This window comes from Pedobacter sp. 05L430 (genome assembly GCF_056397585.1).
The window spans coordinates 58,738-73,914 of record NZ_JBFTNT010000002.1 but is presented as its reverse complement, the minus strand read 5'-3'; the positions used below and the strand labels follow the sequence as shown (position 1 = coordinate 73,914).

14 protein-coding genes and 1 tRNA gene are annotated in these 15,177 nt (G+C 41.0%); 12 read left to right on the top strand and 3 right to left on the bottom strand.

All coding sequences use genetic code 11. The features are described 5' to 3' along the window. The first annotated feature begins 8 nt into the window (after positions 1-8). The 4 genes from AC1DG9_RS01210 (at position 9) to AC1DG9_RS01195 (ending at position 4,002) form a co-directional block, all read left to right on the top strand. Entirely contained in the window at positions 9-1,466 is a 1,458-nt protein-coding gene (locus AC1DG9_RS01210) for a SusD/RagB family nutrient-binding outer membrane lipoprotein (protein WP_337716995.1), read from the top strand. Between the two features lie 11 nt (positions 1,467-1,477). Further along, a complete protein-coding gene (locus AC1DG9_RS01205) occupies positions 1,478-1,927 on the top strand; it encodes a hypothetical protein (protein ID WP_172662180.1) in 450 nt (149 codons plus the stop codon). Positions 1,928-2,021: 94 nt separating this feature from the next. After that, positions 2,022-2,237, top strand: a complete 216-nt coding sequence (locus AC1DG9_RS01200) for a hypothetical protein (protein WP_048908302.1) — start codon at positions 2,022-2,024, stop codon at positions 2,235-2,237. Positions 2,238-2,298: 61 nt separating this feature from the next. Then, complete coding sequence (locus AC1DG9_RS01195) at positions 2,299-4,002, top strand: S41 family peptidase (protein ID WP_172662179.1); 1,704 nt, start codon at positions 2,299-2,301, stop codon at positions 4,000-4,002. A 9-nt stretch (positions 4,003-4,011) separates the two neighbouring features. Here the strand turns inward: AC1DG9_RS01195 and AC1DG9_RS01190 are convergent, their stop codons facing one another. Beyond that, entirely contained in the window at positions 4,012-4,341 is a 330-nt protein-coding gene (locus AC1DG9_RS01190) for a 2Fe-2S iron-sulfur cluster-binding protein (protein WP_068889978.1), read from the bottom strand. 2 nt (positions 4,342-4,343) lie between these two features. Continuing rightward, positions 4,344-5,354 (bottom strand): NAD(P)/FAD-dependent oxidoreductase, encoded by a 1,011-nt coding sequence (locus tag AC1DG9_RS01185; RefSeq protein WP_172662178.1) that lies wholly within the window; start codon positions 5,352-5,354, stop codon positions 4,344-4,346. Positions 5,355-5,482: 128 nt separating this feature from the next. Here AC1DG9_RS01185 and AC1DG9_RS01180 point away from each other — a divergent pair, with 128 nt between their 5' ends. The 8 genes from AC1DG9_RS01180 to AC1DG9_RS01145 all read left to right on the top strand — a co-directional run bounded on the left by AC1DG9_RS01180 (position 5,483) and on the right by AC1DG9_RS01145 (position 14,034). Continuing rightward, positions 5,483-6,235 carry a UDP-2,3-diacylglucosamine diphosphatase gene (locus tag AC1DG9_RS01180; protein WP_477634229.1) on the top strand — a complete coding sequence of 251 codons (753 nt, stop codon included), beginning with the start codon at positions 5,483-5,485 and terminating at the stop codon, positions 6,233-6,235. A gap of 134 nt (positions 6,236-6,369) precedes the next feature. Further along, positions 6,370-7,443 carry a peptide chain release factor 1 gene (gene prfA, locus AC1DG9_RS01175; protein WP_337716991.1) on the top strand — a complete coding sequence of 358 codons (1,074 nt, stop codon included), beginning with the start codon at positions 6,370-6,372 and terminating at the stop codon, positions 7,441-7,443. A 119-nt stretch (positions 7,444-7,562) separates the two neighbouring features. After that, a tRNA-Asp gene (locus tag AC1DG9_RS01170) sits at positions 7,563-7,636 on the top strand. A gap of 127 nt (positions 7,637-7,763) precedes the next feature. Then, positions 7,764-8,573: a Fic family protein gene (locus AC1DG9_RS01165; protein WP_337716988.1), complete on the top strand. Its 810-nt coding sequence runs from the start codon at positions 7,764-7,766 to the stop codon at positions 8,571-8,573. A gap of 591 nt (positions 8,574-9,164) precedes the next feature. Beyond that, positions 9,165-9,527 (top strand): response regulator transcription factor, encoded by a 363-nt coding sequence (locus AC1DG9_RS01160; RefSeq protein ID WP_172662174.1) that lies wholly within the window; start codon positions 9,165-9,167, stop codon positions 9,525-9,527. Further along, entirely contained in the window at positions 9,524-10,588 is a 1,065-nt protein-coding gene (locus AC1DG9_RS01155; protein ID WP_337716986.1) for a HEAT repeat domain-containing protein, read from the top strand. Before AC1DG9_RS01160 ends, AC1DG9_RS01155 begins: the two co-directional genes overlap by 4 nt. Continuing rightward, positions 10,585-12,009 carry a glycosyltransferase family 2 protein gene (locus AC1DG9_RS01150; protein WP_172662172.1) on the top strand — a complete coding sequence of 475 codons (1,425 nt, stop codon included), beginning with the start codon at positions 10,585-10,587 and terminating at the stop codon, positions 12,007-12,009. The genes AC1DG9_RS01155 and AC1DG9_RS01150 overlap by 4 nt, the downstream gene beginning before the upstream one ends. 3 nt (positions 12,010-12,012) lie before the next feature. Continuing rightward, positions 12,013-14,034, top strand: a complete 2,022-nt coding sequence (locus AC1DG9_RS01145; RefSeq protein ID WP_337716984.1) for an LTA synthase family protein — start codon at positions 12,013-12,015, stop codon at positions 14,032-14,034. On the opposite strand, the gene AC1DG9_RS01140 is transcribed toward AC1DG9_RS01145, so the two are convergent. Next, the gene (locus tag AC1DG9_RS01140) at positions 14,035-15,177 is read right to left on the bottom strand and encodes a hypothetical protein (protein WP_337716983.1); all 1,143 of its coding nucleotides are present in this window, start codon (positions 15,175-15,177) and stop codon (positions 14,035-14,037) included.

Sequence of the window (15,177 nt, the reverse complement as noted above, 5' to 3'; positions counted from 1 at the left end):
ATTCAGTTATGAAAAATATAAGTTTTAAAGTTTTTGTCGCACTACTTACTGCTTCTGTAATATTTGGAGCATGTAAGAAACAGCTGGACATTAATGATGATCCATCGAGACTGACGCCAGAGCAGGCAACCATTTCGGGCTTGCTGGCCTCAACAATTCAATTTACGGCAACTTCGTTTTTTAACGCAGGTCAATATGGTAATGCCTATCCGCAATACCTTGCCGGATTTAATGCATACGAGGCAAATATAGATTCGTATAATCCGTATGGTTTTGATAACATATGGGAATCGGCCTATAGGGATGCAATGCCTAATTTAAAGGATCTTATCCAAAGATCGGAAGTATCTGGAGCTCCTCAGTATGCGGGTATTGGAAAGCTATTACTTGCTTTAAATTTAATGCAGTGTACAGATTTATGGGGCGATTTGCCATACAAAGAAGCTTTTAAAGGGCCTTCGGTTCCTAGCCCGACTTATGATAAGCAACAAGATATATACACTGTATCATTAAAAGAGCTTTTAGACGGAGCAATAGCCGATTTAAATAAGCCTGTGCCAACAAATACAGCATTACAGGTTGGCGCTACTGATCTGGCTTTTAAAGGTGTAATTGCCAGCTGGAAAAAGGCAGCCTATGGTGCAAGAGCCAGATATTACATCAATTTATCAACTAAAGACCCATCTAATGCGCTTAAAGCGGCTGATGATGCTGCACTGGCCATTGATGATGTTACCGGAGCAGCCGATTTGCAAGTGAAATATACTCAGGATAAGCCTAGTCCTTGGTATACCAATCTTGGTCAGCCAGCCATTGCCTCAAAACAGCATCGCCCTTCTTATTTTATGGTTAACTTAATGAATGGAACGGGGTATTTTAACGCACTTATTGATCCAAGGTTGCCGAAATTGTTTGATAATGCTGGTGCAGCCACCTATATCGGCAGACCGGTTGGTGCCTTGAGCACCCAGCAAGGGGCTAGTTTGGCAAATAGTGATATCACTGAAAAAACCTTTTACGGAGCAAGAACATCGCCTGTGACTATATTGACATATGCCGAGGTTCAGTTTATTAGGGCCGAAGCATTATTTGCTACCAACAAAGAGGGAGCCTATACTGCATATTTAAACGGAATTAAAGGGAACATGCAGAAGTTGGGGGTAGGAACAGATGATATTAATAAATATGTTAATGATCCGCTTATCAGCAAAGGCTCTGCTAATTTAACGCTTACTGATGTGATGTTGCAAAAGTACATTGCGCTATTCCTGCAAATGGAAACCTGGACAGATATGAGAAGATATCAATATAGTAATACCATATATCCTGGTTTAGTTCCGCCATTTAAAAATTTATTGGGCACAAGCTATGTACAGCGTGCAAAATATGCAGATAATGAGCCGGGCAGAAATCCAAATGTTCCTCAGGTGGCCAATCAGGCTGTGAAATTATGGTTGTTTAATTAATATTGAAGAATATGAAAAATAAAATATCAAAACTCTTTATAGCTGCTTTTACTGCCATGATCGTGTTTTCGGCATGCAAGAAGAATGATCCGGACCAATGGCTAAAAGATAATATTACAATTATTGGAAAGGTACCTGTTGTGGCAGGATTTACGGTTAAGCCTCCGCAAACTACCAATGTAGCGGCAGGAACTAATGTACAGTTGGACCTGAGATATTGGTCTGATGATCCAATTGATAAAATCAATTTAAGATCAACTGTAGGTGCAAATGCTCAGGCACTTGTTTCGACAACTCCTTATCAAAAAGCGTATTCTTCAGTTAGTCGGACAGACTCTTTATTGCTTGGTTATCAGGTTCCTGGTGATTTGGCAAAAGGCACTTCTGTGGTTATGGAAATAGAGGTGGTTAATAAGAATACCCTTACTAAAAAAGCTACACTGACTCTTAAAATCCAATAATGTAATCTCTCGTTAGTCCCCGGTTGTATGACCGGGGATTTTTTATTGCAGAGATATCTCTTATTTTCATACTTTTGCGCTAAAGTATTTATTTATGGCAAGTTTTACTCTTACTCCTGAAACCTGGCAAAAGGTTAAAATTAAATTTTTAAGAAAATATCGTGATTTGGCGCAAGTGAATCTTTCTTTTGCTCCGGGACAGGAAGATCAACTTGTACAGCAGCTTATGGATTTGGTTAAAAGAGACAGAGAATATGTTGAATTTACCATAAAAAAGGCCCTGGCTGATCCTGACGGGAACAGACTTTAACTTTTGGATTTTTTTGGAGTGTTTTTATTTGTAAGTTTACCATTAAACAGATTGGTGAACGATGAAACAATATAAACTAGCTGCCGTTTTTGCGCTTATAGCTTTCGCTTCTTTAACATGGTCTTTTAAAGAGGACTTGTTTCAGGTATCTAAAAATCTGGACATCTTTGCGTCTTTATATAAAGAGATTAACATCAATTATGTAGAGGAAACCAATCCATCTGACCTTATGCGAAACAGCATCGATGCGATGTTGGAGAATCTTGATCCTTACACTGAATACATCCCGGAATCTGAAATTGAAGATTATAAATTAAAGTATGTGAGTACGCAATACGGTGGTATTGGTGCCAGCACGGTTTCTATTGAAGGTAAGTTGTTTGTAAATGAAGTGGTTGAAGGATATCCGGCAGATAAGCAGGATGTAAAGCCAGGAGATCAGTTGGTAAAGATAAATGGCAATGAGGTAAAGGGGAAAGACCGTAATCAGATAAGCCAATTGTTACGTGGCCCCAAAGGGTCTACAGTAGATATGTTGATTATAAGAGACGGTTCTGTAATCACTAAGAAGCTGGTGCGTGATGAGATTAAGCAACCTAATGTGCCTTATTCGGGTATGACGGAAGATAATATTGCCTACATCCGTTTAGATAAGTTTCTTGAAAATTCTGCTCAGGAGGTAAAGGACGCCGCAATTGCCCTGAATAAGCAGCAGCCAAAGGGAATGATCCTTGACTTAAGATACAACGGTGGAGGTATTTTACAGGAAGCCGTTAAAATAGTTAACCTTTTTGTAAACAGAGATGTGTTGGTGGTAACCCAAAAGGGTAGGAATCCGCAAAAAACCATTGTTTATAAAACAATGACTGAGCCTTTATTGCTGAAGATGCCATTGGTAGTGCTTGTTGGTGGTTCCTCAGCTTCTGCTTCAGAGATTGTTGCAGGATCATTGCAGGATCTCGACAGAGCAATTATTGTTGGCCAGCGAAGCTTTGGTAAAGGGTTGGTACAACAAACCTTTAATTTGCCTTACAATAGCCTGGTTAAGGTTACGGTGGCTAAGTACTATACGCCATCTGGTCGCTGTATTCAGGCGCTTGATTATGCGCATAAAGATGCAAACGGGAAAACACTGAAGTTTGCAGATTCGTTATCTCATAAATTTAATACCAGTGCAGGCAGAAGCGTTTATGATGGAAACGGAGTATATCCGGATGTGGTAGTGAACTCGAGCAGACCAAGCCCTATTACCATGTCAATTATGAGCAAGAATCTGTTTTTTGATTATGCTAATGATTATAAAAAGAAAAATAAAACTATTGCTCCTGCTGGTAACTTTCAATTGACAGATAACGATTACAATCAATTTGTAGCCTCATTAGCGGGTAAAGATTATTCGTATGCTTCACGTACTGAACGTTTATTGTCTGATTTGCGAGATGAGGCAGAAAAAGAGAATAAATTGGGCGTTGTTAAGGTAGATCTGGATGATTTAAAGGATAAGATGCTTGGTGCTAAGAAAACAGATCTTATCACTTATAAAGCCGAAATAAAACGTGTTTTAGAAACACAGATCGTAAGCCGTTATTATTACGAGAAGGGAAAGGTTATTCAGGCATTCCAATACGACAAGGAGCTTCAGGCAGCTAAGGCGCTTTTGGGTAGTTCCACTAAAATGCTAGCGGTATTAAAAGGTGAGGGTGAATATAAAACTATAGGCAGCCCCACCAAAACGATTGCAGCAATAACAACAGCAGAAAACTAAAGACCTTTTTTATTCAGCGTGATGTAGTTTAACAACTAAACCATCCATAGCAGGATTTAGCTGAAGCTGGCAGGCAAGTCTTGAATTTGGAAGTACATCTGGTAAAGTATCAAGCATTGCATACTCGTCATCTGTCATTTCATTCAGCTTTTCCTCTCCTTCAAGTACATCTACACAGCAGGTAGCACATAAGGCCATTCCGCCGCAGGTTGCAAGAATATCATATTCGCATGCTTTAAGGTACTCCATTAAGCTTAATCCCATATCTACTGGGGCTTCAAGAGTAGTTAAGCTGCCATCAGGGTTTTGTACGTGTAGGGTAATGTTATTGTCTTCCATGCTTAAAATTCTGATACGCCGTTTACAGTGGTGTATTTCATGGTGTATTTAACACCTGGGTTCATGTATTGGTATGCACTATGGCTCATCAAAGCAGCTTCGTGAAATCCACAAAGGATCAGTTTTAATTTGTTAGTGTAAGTATTGATATCACCAATAGCATAAATGCCTGGTATGTTTGTTGAATAATCGTCGGTATTAACTTCTATAGCGCTTTTGTTGATGTTTAAGTTCCATTGCTCAATAGGGCCTAACTTAGGGCTTAAACCGAATAAAGGAATTAAATGGTCTGCAGCTACTGCGGTAGTTTCAAGGCTCTTATTGTGAATAAGCTCTACCGTTTCCAGTTTTCCGTTTCCAGATACTGAATTTAGATTGCTGTTTAAAACAAGGTTTATACGGCCGCTTTCGGCTAATGCCATTACTTTGTTTACTGAATCTGGTGCGCCACGGAAGCTTTCGCTGCGGTGTACCAAAGTTAATTCATCTACGATGTCGGCTAAAAATATGGTCCAGTCAAGGGCAGAGTCACCACCACCTGCAATCACCATTTTCTGACCACGGTATTGCTCCGGATCAAGAATCATGTAGTTAACACCTCTTCCGTTTTCGAATTGTTCTAAACCAGATACAGCCGGTTTACGAGGCTCAAAGCAACCTAAACCTCCCGCAATTACCACAACTTTAGATTCTATAATAGTACCCATGTTTGTAGTAAGTACAAAATCACCTTCTCCACGTTTCTCTAAGCCTTCTATACGCTCGCCTAAAGTGAAACCAGGGTGGAAAGGTTTTCCCTGCTCCATCAGGTTATCTATAAGCTCCTGAGCCAATACTGTTGGGTAGCCCGGGATGTCGTATATAGGTTTTTTAGGATATATTTCAGACAATTGGCCACCCACCTGCGGTAAATAATCAATTAAATGGCAGCGCATTTTTAATAGTCCTGCTTCAAAAATTGCAAATAAACCTACGGGTCCGGCGCCAATTATGGCTATATCAGTAGAAATCATGTGTTTAAAATTTGTGCGAATTTACAAACTTTTGTTATAATATCGATGCTATTTATAAATAATCTAGATACTCCGTAGAACTTATGACAACAAACTGAGCTAATATTTTACTTATCTTTGTTTTATTGATGAATAAGAACATATATTTTGCCTCTGATTTTCATTTAGGCTCTCCGGATTTTTTTGAAAGTCGTAAGCGGGAAGATCGCATTCTTCGTTGGTTAAACGCCATTGAGCCCACATGTAGTGAACTTTTCCTGATGGRAGATGTTTTTGATTTCTGGTTTGAATATAGTACTGTAGTACCTAAAGGGTTTATTCGCCTGCAGGGAAAGCTGGCGGCTATGACAGACGCAGGGATTAAGATCTATTTTTTTAAGGGCAACCATGATATGTGGGTTAACGACTATTTCACAAAGGAAATGGGGATTGAAATTATAAGTGACGAACTTGTAATTGAAAGAAATGGGAAAACGTTCTTTTTACATCATGGTGACGGATTAGGACCTGGCGACAGGAAATATAAGATGCTGAGAAAAATCTTTAGAAATCCGGTGTGCCGCTGGCTCTTTTCAATGGTTCCACCAAGAATTGGAATGGGAATAGCAAACGGTTGGTCTAGAAGCAGCAGGGCAGCCAGTAGCAAAGTGGAAGTTTTTGAAGGCATTGAAAATGAATGGCTGGCCATATATGCTAAAGAGCAAATGGTAAAACAGCACTATGATTTTTTTGTTTTTGGGCATAGACACTTGCCTTTAGATTTGGATTTAGGTGGCGGAACTAAGTATGTGAACCTGGGCGAATGGATTACCTATAATTCATATGCGGTTTTTGATGGCGATGTGCTGAGCCTTAAATATTTTCCTGATAAAAATTTATAGTGTCGTTAACTGAAAAAGCCGTATTTTTGCTGCCCGAATAAAAAATCGTTATCTGGATAAAAGATGCTGTTAACAAACAGGTTGTGTTATTTGTTGCTAACGGTACAATTATAAAGTTTCTGAAATAAAAGAATATGTTAGAGAAATTAGAAGCAATTAAACTGCGTTGGGAAGATGTTGAGGAGCAGTTAAGTAATCCTGATACCATGCAGGATATGAAGCGTTTTGCAGCTTTAAATAAAGAGTATAAAGATTTAGGTAAAATTGTAGAAGAGTATAAAGTCTACAAGAATGTAATGAGCAACATCGAGGCAAATAAAGAGATCTTGAGTACAGAGAAAGATCCTGAGATGCGTGAGATGGCTAAAGAAGAGCTTGACTTGTTACTGGTACAACAGGAAGAATTAGAAGAGAAAGTTCGTTTGATGCTTATTCCTGTGGATCCTGAGGATGCAAAGAATGCGGTGTTTGAGATTAGAGGTGGTACAGGTGGTGATGAAGCAGCTTTGTTTGCCGGCGACTTATATAGAATGTATAGCCGTTTCTTTGAACAAAAGGGATGGAAAGTAGAAACAGTAGATGTAACCGAGGGTACTGCTGGTGGATACAAAGAGGTGATCCTGAAAGTAAGTGGAGAAGATGTTTATGGACAGTTAAAGTATGAGTCTGGAGTACACAGGGTTCAGCGTGTGCCGGATACAGAGACTCAGGGACGGGTTCATACGTCGGCTGCATCCGTAGCTGTTTTGCCTGAGGCTGAGGAGATAGATCTTTACATTAATCCGGCAGATATTGATTTGCAAACCTCCAGATCCGGTGGTGCGGGTGGACAGAACGTAAATAAGGTTGAAACTAAGGTTCAGTTAACGCATAGGCCTTCCGGTATTGTAGTAGTTTGTCAGCAGGAACGTTCTCAGCTAGGAAACAGAGTTATTGCAATGGAGATGCTTCGTAGTAAGTTATACGATATTGAATTGCAGAAGAAGAATGGTGATATTGCCGCCAGACGTAAGACTATGGTTTCCACTGGTGACCGCTCAGCGAAGATCAGAACGTACAACTATCCGCAGGGAAGGGTAACGGATCACCGCATCGGTTTAACGCTTTATAACCTAAACGGAGTGATGGATGGAGGTGTTCAGGAGCTAATTGATGCGTTGCAGTTCGCCGAGAATGCAGAGAAAATGAAAGAGGGATCTGTGATCTAAAAAATAATTATCAGAGAATTAAGGAGTTATAACTATTTTAAAATAAATGTTGCAAAGTTAAATAAAGGCGCTATATTTGCAATCCCGAAACGAAACAACGAAACGAAAATAGGGAAAACGGACCGGTAGTTCAGYTGGTTAGARTGCCGSCCTGTCACGSCGGAGGTCGCGGGTTCGAGYCCCGTCCGGTCCGCTAAAGGTAGCAATGCCAAACTAAAGCCTTCAAATTATACGTTTGAAGGCTTTTTTGTGTTTTTCTATATTTTTAGATTTGGTGTATCTTTAAAAGTCATCTTTTGAATCCTTAATCAAAACAATAAATGGAGAGCTTGATTAAAAAATATGATGCGCTTGTAGCAGAATACAGCAAAGTTATTATTGATAGCTTTAATCTCGAAGATTTTAAGGAATATAACGAAATATTGTTTTCTGCGCACAGCTGTGCAGTAGAGGGGAATACCTTTACCGTGGATGAAACACGCGAGCTTAAAGAAAAGGGCCTCAATTTAAAGTTAAACAACAGGTCTTTATATGAGGCATATGAAATCCTAGATCATTTTAAAGCCTATGAATTCGTATTTAACGACCTAAAACAGCCTTTAACCGAAAATTTGATCAAACAGGTACAAAGAATACTAACGGAAAATACCCTTAAATTTGCGAAGGGCCTTGAGCCAGGGGAATATACCAACACGCAAATGGCTGCAGGGGATACGGTTTTTGGAGATTTCAGGGTGAGTATTGCACGTATGCCATCATTGATCAGTTCCACAGAATTAGCTATGGAAAAGGCCGAATTACATCCGCTGGACATTAGCGCTAGGTTTCACCAGTTTTTTATTTATCTACATCCCTTTCCGGACGGAAACGGGAGAACTGGCCGTCTGATTTCAAACTTCATACTTGCAAAGTTCAATCTGCCGCATGTAATAATTGGAGCCGAAGAAAAGGCTGCTTATATTGAAGCTTTAAAACAATCTGCTAAACATAAAGATACCGGTATTTTAACTGTTTTTTTTGCTGAAACTTCTATGCAAAGAATGAAGAAGGAAATTGACCAAAAGAAAAATCTTACTCAAAACTTTGTCATGAACTTTAATCCGCCTAAAAAAGGGAGGAAGATGAGATAACATAAGCCTAACTAGACCCTATTATATCTCGCATTTATCTGCTCAGGATAACATGTAATCCTGACTTCAGCATAGTTTTTTGACAGATTTCTCAATCCATTGATCGATTTGGAATGGATGAGTATTGAGGACAATTCTTGGGAAATTTTATATACATCCTAACGTTTAGTATATTTGTTATATGGAAACGCTAATTATAAATATTCCTGACAAAAAAAGTACTTTGGTAAAATACTTAAAGGTTTAGGTGTAACCATTCAGGAAAATAATCAAGGTAAGAAATCTGCTTACAGGAAAAAATTGCTTAAAGCATCAACTTGGGCAGCAGAAGATTTGAAGAGTCTCGAAGACAGTTTTACATCAACAGGGTGCCACAAACGGCGGAAGACGGATATTTGGTATTGAGGTGATAATGTTGGTTAGTTTAAAATGACGTCTGCCAAATTGCCAGGATAAAAAAGATTATTGACCAATACTGAGTTCCCAATCATTTTCCAAAACATTTTTGCCTTTTTTTTGCTAAAAGACTTAACTTAGAGTCAGCATAACGCGTTTTAAAATTATTAGTTAATCATCCCTAACTGCTAATATATGAAGATTCTAATTGCTGAAGACGATGAGCTTATGCTCAGGACTTTAGAATTCCGTTTAAAGAAAGATGGACATCAGCTCATCCTTGCCAGGGACGGCAGGGAAGCTTTGGAAAAAATAGATCAGTTCCTGCCTGAACTGGTAATTACGGATATCATGATGCCTTATCTTTCAGGCTTGGAGGTGGTGGCAGCGCTAAGAGAAAAAGATCAGACGCCTATTATTATGCTTTCTGCCATGGGACAGGAGGATATCGTTCTTGAAGCATTCCGCCTAGGTGCCGACGACTTTATTACCAAACCTTTCAGCCCCAATGAGTTGTCTGTGCGAATAAAAAGGTTTATGCTTGTTCATTCGAGATGATATTTTTTCAGGCGCTTTTATTGTTCTTTTTCGGTGCGGCAGTATTTCTGATTTTTTTCATGACCGCTTACCTGTTGATCCGGAAAAAATGGAGAAAAAAATATGCCAAATGGGACAGTATGATTGATTTACTGCTCAGAAAGGCAATTTTTTTCAATGAAAGCGGCAGTAGCGCTGACCAGCCGATACCGGTCACTCCGCGCCTGAGGGTGAATCTGGAGAATAGCAGATTTAGGGCCCAGCTGACCAAAAAGATTACTGCGGCAAAGAAAAATATGTCTGGTCAAGCTGGACAAAATATCAAAAAACTGTACCTGCAGCTGGACCTGGATACCCATGCCATTAAGCTAATTGAAACAGGTAAGTGGCACCTTATGGCTGTGGGGATCCAGCAGATTGGCACCATGGAACTCAAGGAGCACCTTGCCAGGATATACCGCTTCACCAACAATAAAAATGAACTGGTCCGGGCAGAAGCTCAGCTGGCCGTGCTGAATCTTTTTGGGTTTGAAGGGCTTCGGTTTCTGGATGTGATCACTTATCAGCTCTCGGAGTGGCAACAGATGAAATTATTAAAGGAGCTGTCTGTTATCCCTCATGTAAACCTTACCGGAATTGACAAATGGCTTAAATCTGAAAATGCCAGTGTTGTTGTATTTGCGCTGAAACTCGCCCGTAACTACCATCATTTTGAACTTTACCAAGAGATTGTTGCTTGCCTTGAACACCTCGAATCCAGTGTAAGGACTCAGGCGATATACACCCTGACGGAAATTTACAGTGAAGACACATCAAAAAAACTATTGGACAGGGTCCCGTTGGAAGAATATAATAACCAGCTGGCCATTTTGAAGGCTGTAAAAAAAATCGGTGATGAAGCTGATCTACCCCGATTACAAGGACTTTTAAATACAGAAGATCTTGAAATGAAACTCTCGGTTGTCCGAGCAATGGCAAGCCTCAGTCAATCCGGTATGGACTTATTGATGGCTTGGCCACAATCACAGTCCTACCCGTTGAAGGAAATAATTACTCAGGTTAAAAGTGAAATTAGAGTATGAGCTGGCAAACAATAGTGCTTGATTTTTTTACCTACGGACTGCTGATCTATTCCATCCTGCTGCTTTCCTGCTACATGTTCATTGGCGGTTATTCAATCGGCGAAATCCGTACTTACCTGCGTAAAAACAGTTTTACAGACTACCGCGTGCTGGCCAGTTCGACACAGGCCCCAAGTATCAGTATTCTTGCGCCTGCCTATAACGAAGGTGCAAATATCATTGAAAACGTAAGGTCTTTGTTGTCGATCAATTACAACAATTTGGAGGTGATTATCATTAACGACGGGAGCAAAGACGATTCTCTAGAGAAGCTGATCAGCGCCTACGACCTTTATAAGACGGATTTTTTTGTAAACAAAAGGATTCCCACCAAGGACGTGCTGGGTGTTTACAAAAGCAGAAAGGCAGTTTACAAGAAGCTGATCATTGTAGATAAGCAAAACGGGGGGAAGGCAGATGCCCTTAATGTGGGAGTCAACATCTCCCAAAATGATTATATCGTTTGTATTGACGTGGACTGTATCCTGGAGCAGGATGCCCTGCTGAAGCTGGCAAAACCTTTTCTGGAAGACAGCAAAATCAGGGTTATCGCCACGGGCGGAGTAATCCGAATCGCCAACAGCTGTATTGTCGAAAACGGGCGATTGGTAAAGGTTAATCTGCCCAAACAGTTTCTTCCTAGGGTGCAAACCCTGGAGTACATCAGAGCATTTTTATTGGGCAGGATGGCCTGGAGCCGTCTAAACGGCTTGCTATTGATTTCAGGTGCCTTCGGGGCATTCGATAGGGATATCGTCATCAAATGCGGCGGATATAATCACAATACCGTGGGGGAGGATATGGAGCTGGTGGTAAGGATGCGCAGGTATATGGAAGAGCAAAAAGTACCTTATAAGGTGAGTTTTATTCCTGATCCGCTTTGCTGGACCGAAGCACCTGCATCTTTTAAAATTCTTGGCAGGCAGAGAAACCGCTGGACAAGAGGAACCATAGAGACCCTGCAGCTCCATAAAGTGATGTTCTTTAACCCCAAATACGGACGACTGGGGATGATCAGTTATCCTTATTGGTTCTTTTTTGAGTTTTTAGCACCAATCGTGGAATTTCTGGGATTGCTGAGTTTTGTGATTTTCGTATTACTGGGCTTGATTCACTGGTCTTTTTTTATTGGTCTGCTGCTGTTTATATTCAGCTTCGGATTTCTTTATTCGGTGTTTGCCATTTTGATGGAAGTACTGACCTATAACCAGTATAAAAGCAGCAAAGATCTGCTGATGTTAATCATTACGGCATTTTTAGAGCCATTTATTTTTCATCCTTTTGTTGTATGGTCAGCTATTAAGGGGAATATTGATTTGCTGAGAAAGAAGAATTCCTGGGGTGAGATGACCAGGCAGGGTTTTACAAAAAAAACAGTTTAGACAATGATCGATCGATTTAAATCAGCAACATTGGTTTTTATACAGCTGGCCCTGGTCTTGCTTGCTGCCTTATTCTTGATACGCATTTTTGAGATTTTGTTAAATGGATTTACCCATGAGTTCCCGCAAAAGGGAGCATCCTTTGTTTTCTGGGCGCTGCTGGGAGATGTGGTTTTCTGGTTCAAAGGGCTTTTTCTGGAATATATCTTTTTTGTTCTGCTTGCCCAGAGCTCTTTAAAGTTGTCAAAAGTGCTGTTCAAAATCTTTATCATCCTGATGATCATCATTCAGATCGGCCTGGTTCAATATTTCAATACCTCTCTGGTGCCTCTGGGTGCTGATCTGTATGGATATTCCATTGCAGACATCAAACAGACCGTTGGCGCCTCCTCAGGACTGGGTATTCAGCTGGTTGTGAGTTTTATCCTGCTGGTGGCATTGGTACTTGTGGCTTTAAAATTCCTGCCTGGTAAAATACAGCTGCCCTTTTGGGCCGCGGTGATCTTCCCTGGATTATCCTTGTTCTTTTTAGTTACCGGTGTCTTGCAGCTGATGCGTGGCCGTCCGTTTCAATCTGATTTTGACAACAATCTGGTGCTCAATAAAACTGACTATTTTTTTGTAAGTTCTTACCTTCATTTTTATCCTCCGGACGAGGAATCCGATATTTATGCAGATGCTTATATTGGGGATTATGGGGATACAAAGACCGTCGGCACATCATTTAAATATACCGGTGGTTCTGAATTCCCTTTCCTGCACGAAGTGTCCGATCAGGATGTGCTGAGCTCCTTTTTTAATTTATCCCCAAGCAGGCCCAATATTGTCATCATTTTGGTAGAGGGATTGGGTAGGGCATTCACTAATGAAGGGGCCTACCTGGGTAATTTCACCCCCTTTTTGGACTCCCTGTCCGGTAAAAGTCTATATTGGAAGAATTTCTTAAGTGAAGGTGGGCGTACCTTTGCTGTGCTGCCCTCTTTAATGGCCTCGCTGCCGTTTTCAAAAAATGGTTTTCTGGAACTTGGAGATAAAATGCCGCCACATGCCTCATTATATAGCGTGCTGAAGTTTAACGGCTATACTACTTCATTTTATTACGGGGGTGATGCGGGTTTCGACAATATGTCTCTATTCTTAAAGAAGAATCATGTTGATGAGCTCAGGGACATTCAATCCTTCCCCGGGGGATATGTGAAACTCCCCGCTGTCAACGGCTTCACGTGGGGCTACAATGACAAGGAGCTTTTCAGATACTATCTGGCCACCAGGGCGGATAGCGAATCAAAATCCCCGGAACTTAATGTGATCCTCACTGTCGCCAGTCATAATCCTTTTCTGGTTAATGATCAGCCTGAATATGTTAGTAAGTTTGAGCAGCGTATGGATGAGCTGGGTTTTGAGAATCCAAAAAAGGACACCTATAGGAATTACAAGCTGCAGTATTCTTCCATTATGTATACTGACGACGCACTCAGAAGCTTTTTTCAGGAGTGCAAAAAGCGTAAAGATTTTGCAAATACGATCTTTGTGATTACAGGTGATCATAGAATGCCCGAAATCCCCATGAGCAGCAAAATTGACAGGTATCATGTCCCGCTGATCATTTATTCACCCTTATTAAAGCGGAATGCACAGTTTGCATCCGTTTCCACACATTTTGATATCGTCCCAAGCCTGCTGAGCTTCCTTAAGGCCAGTTATAAACTTAAGGTGCCAGATCAGGCGAGCTGGATGGGAGAGGGCCTCGATACTGCAAGAAACTTCCGTAACGTTCATCAGTATCCCCTTATCCAGACCAAGACAGATATTATCGACTTCATCATGGGCGAGTACCACCTCAACGGAAGCTCACTTTACAAGATGGGCCCGGATCTGCAGGAGGAGTCGGTAGCGGATCAGCCCATTTATAAACGGCTAAAGAACGCCTTTGATCACTTTAAGCGGAGAAATGCTGGCATTGGAAACCGCGCAGGCATTTTACCAGATTCGGTGTTGAACAAGTACGGCCCAACTAAGCATTAATTACTTTTTGAATTTTTTTTCTTCCTTCAGTATTTGGCTAACCATGGGCCGGTAAAAGTTCCAGAAAAAACTGGCACGTTCCATCGGATCGCTTGTGTTATAGAACATCCATTTAAACAAACTGATACCTTTAAAATAGGAAGTACCCATGGTGATGGGATTGTCACAGAAATCACCAGAGAAGTAATAGAACCGATAATCTTCATGCTTATGCATAATTACAGCAGGGAAAACCCTGGGCAGCTGATGGGCTGCCAGCAGCTCACGGCCTTTCGCATTTACATCCAGGGTAAAGCTGGCAACCTGGGTATTGGTCTTAAGATCGGGCTGGATCACATCAAACCAGAACGCATACTTAATTTTGCTTGGAAGACCAAAATTCTGCTGCCCGTATGGACTGCTGGTAATATGGGGCATGGGATCATCCAATTCAGTGCTGTCCTGGAGAATGACTACCTGATCTTTATCGTTTACAAAGGCAACTCCTGCTTTTGTAAATGGCCACTGATTGTTGTTGTCTCTTTTGTAATTGCGGATTAACCATCTTGGTAGTTCCTTGTTTTTTGTACTGTCAAGGTTGTCAAAAAAGCGTCCGGTCCAGCCTGTCCAGCGCATGGCAAACAGCTTTTCGAACCTCAGGCGGGTATCCAGGTGTGTAGGACTTCCAATGCTATTGAATTCGGTAATGATCAGTTTGCCTTTGGCTTTCATCAGCCTCAGTAGTTCAATGTCCTGGCTGCTCATTCCTCCGTAAATCATGCCGGAGCGCTCGGTATTATTCTTTTGGCTATACCACTCATTGTTGTAAATGCCATAGGTATCTGTAAAATACACCATGTCCGCATCCTCACTCAGCTGTTTCAGCTGATCAGGATTAAATCGTTCCAAGCCTTTTAAGCGGAAGTTCTCCTTGTCCAGGGGGAAAAAACCGAAATAGTCCTTTGCAATCTGATAAGACTTGGTACTGGTTTTGGTGAATTTCTGGTGGTTCAGGATCCAGGTTAAGGAAATGTGTTCCTGGCCACGGGTGGTCAGGACCGTTTTGTCGATTATTGCCGCCACCATTTTTGTTTTAGGCGTGCAAAGCCAGAGCAGCCACATCAATAAGGGGATTGCCGCAATAACTGCCAGTAGGGCCAGCAT

Coding starts and splice junctions, on each gene's coding strand:
- AC1DG9_RS01210 (WP_337716995.1), top strand. CDS start 9: ATGAAAAATATAAGTTTTAAAGTTTTTGTCGCACTACTTACTGCTTCT.
- AC1DG9_RS01205 (WP_172662180.1), top strand. CDS start 1,478: ATGAAAAATAAAATATCAAAACTCTTTATAGCTGCTTTTACTGCCATG.
- AC1DG9_RS01200 (WP_048908302.1), top strand. CDS start 2,022: ATGGCAAGTTTTACTCTTACTCCTGAAACCTGGCAAAAGGTTAAAATT.
- AC1DG9_RS01195 (WP_172662179.1), top strand. CDS start 2,299: ATGAAACAATATAAACTAGCTGCCGTTTTTGCGCTTATAGCTTTCGCT.
- AC1DG9_RS01190 (WP_068889978.1), bottom strand. CDS start 4,341: ATGGAAGACAATAACATTACCCTACACGTACAAAACCCTGATGGCAGC.
- AC1DG9_RS01185 (WP_172662178.1), bottom strand. CDS start 5,354: ATGATTTCTACTGATATAGCCATAATTGGCGCCGGACCCGTAGGTTTA.
- prfA (WP_337716991.1), top strand. CDS start 6,370: ATGTTAGAGAAATTAGAAGCAATTAAACTGCGTTGGGAAGATGTTGAG.
- AC1DG9_RS01165 (WP_337716988.1), top strand. CDS start 7,764: ATGGAGAGCTTGATTAAAAAATATGATGCGCTTGTAGCAGAATACAGC.
- AC1DG9_RS01160 (WP_172662174.1), top strand. CDS start 9,165: ATGAAGATTCTAATTGCTGAAGACGATGAGCTTATGCTCAGGACTTTA.
- AC1DG9_RS01155 (WP_337716986.1), top strand. CDS start 9,524: ATGATATTTTTTCAGGCGCTTTTATTGTTCTTTTTCGGTGCGGCAGTA.
- AC1DG9_RS01150 (WP_172662172.1), top strand. CDS start 10,585: ATGAGCTGGCAAACAATAGTGCTTGATTTTTTTACCTACGGACTGCTG.
- AC1DG9_RS01145 (WP_337716984.1), top strand. CDS start 12,013: ATGATCGATCGATTTAAATCAGCAACATTGGTTTTTATACAGCTGGCC.
- AC1DG9_RS01140 (WP_337716983.1), bottom strand. CDS start 15,177: ATGCTGGCCCTACTGGCAGTTATTGCGGCAATCCCCTTATTGATGTGG.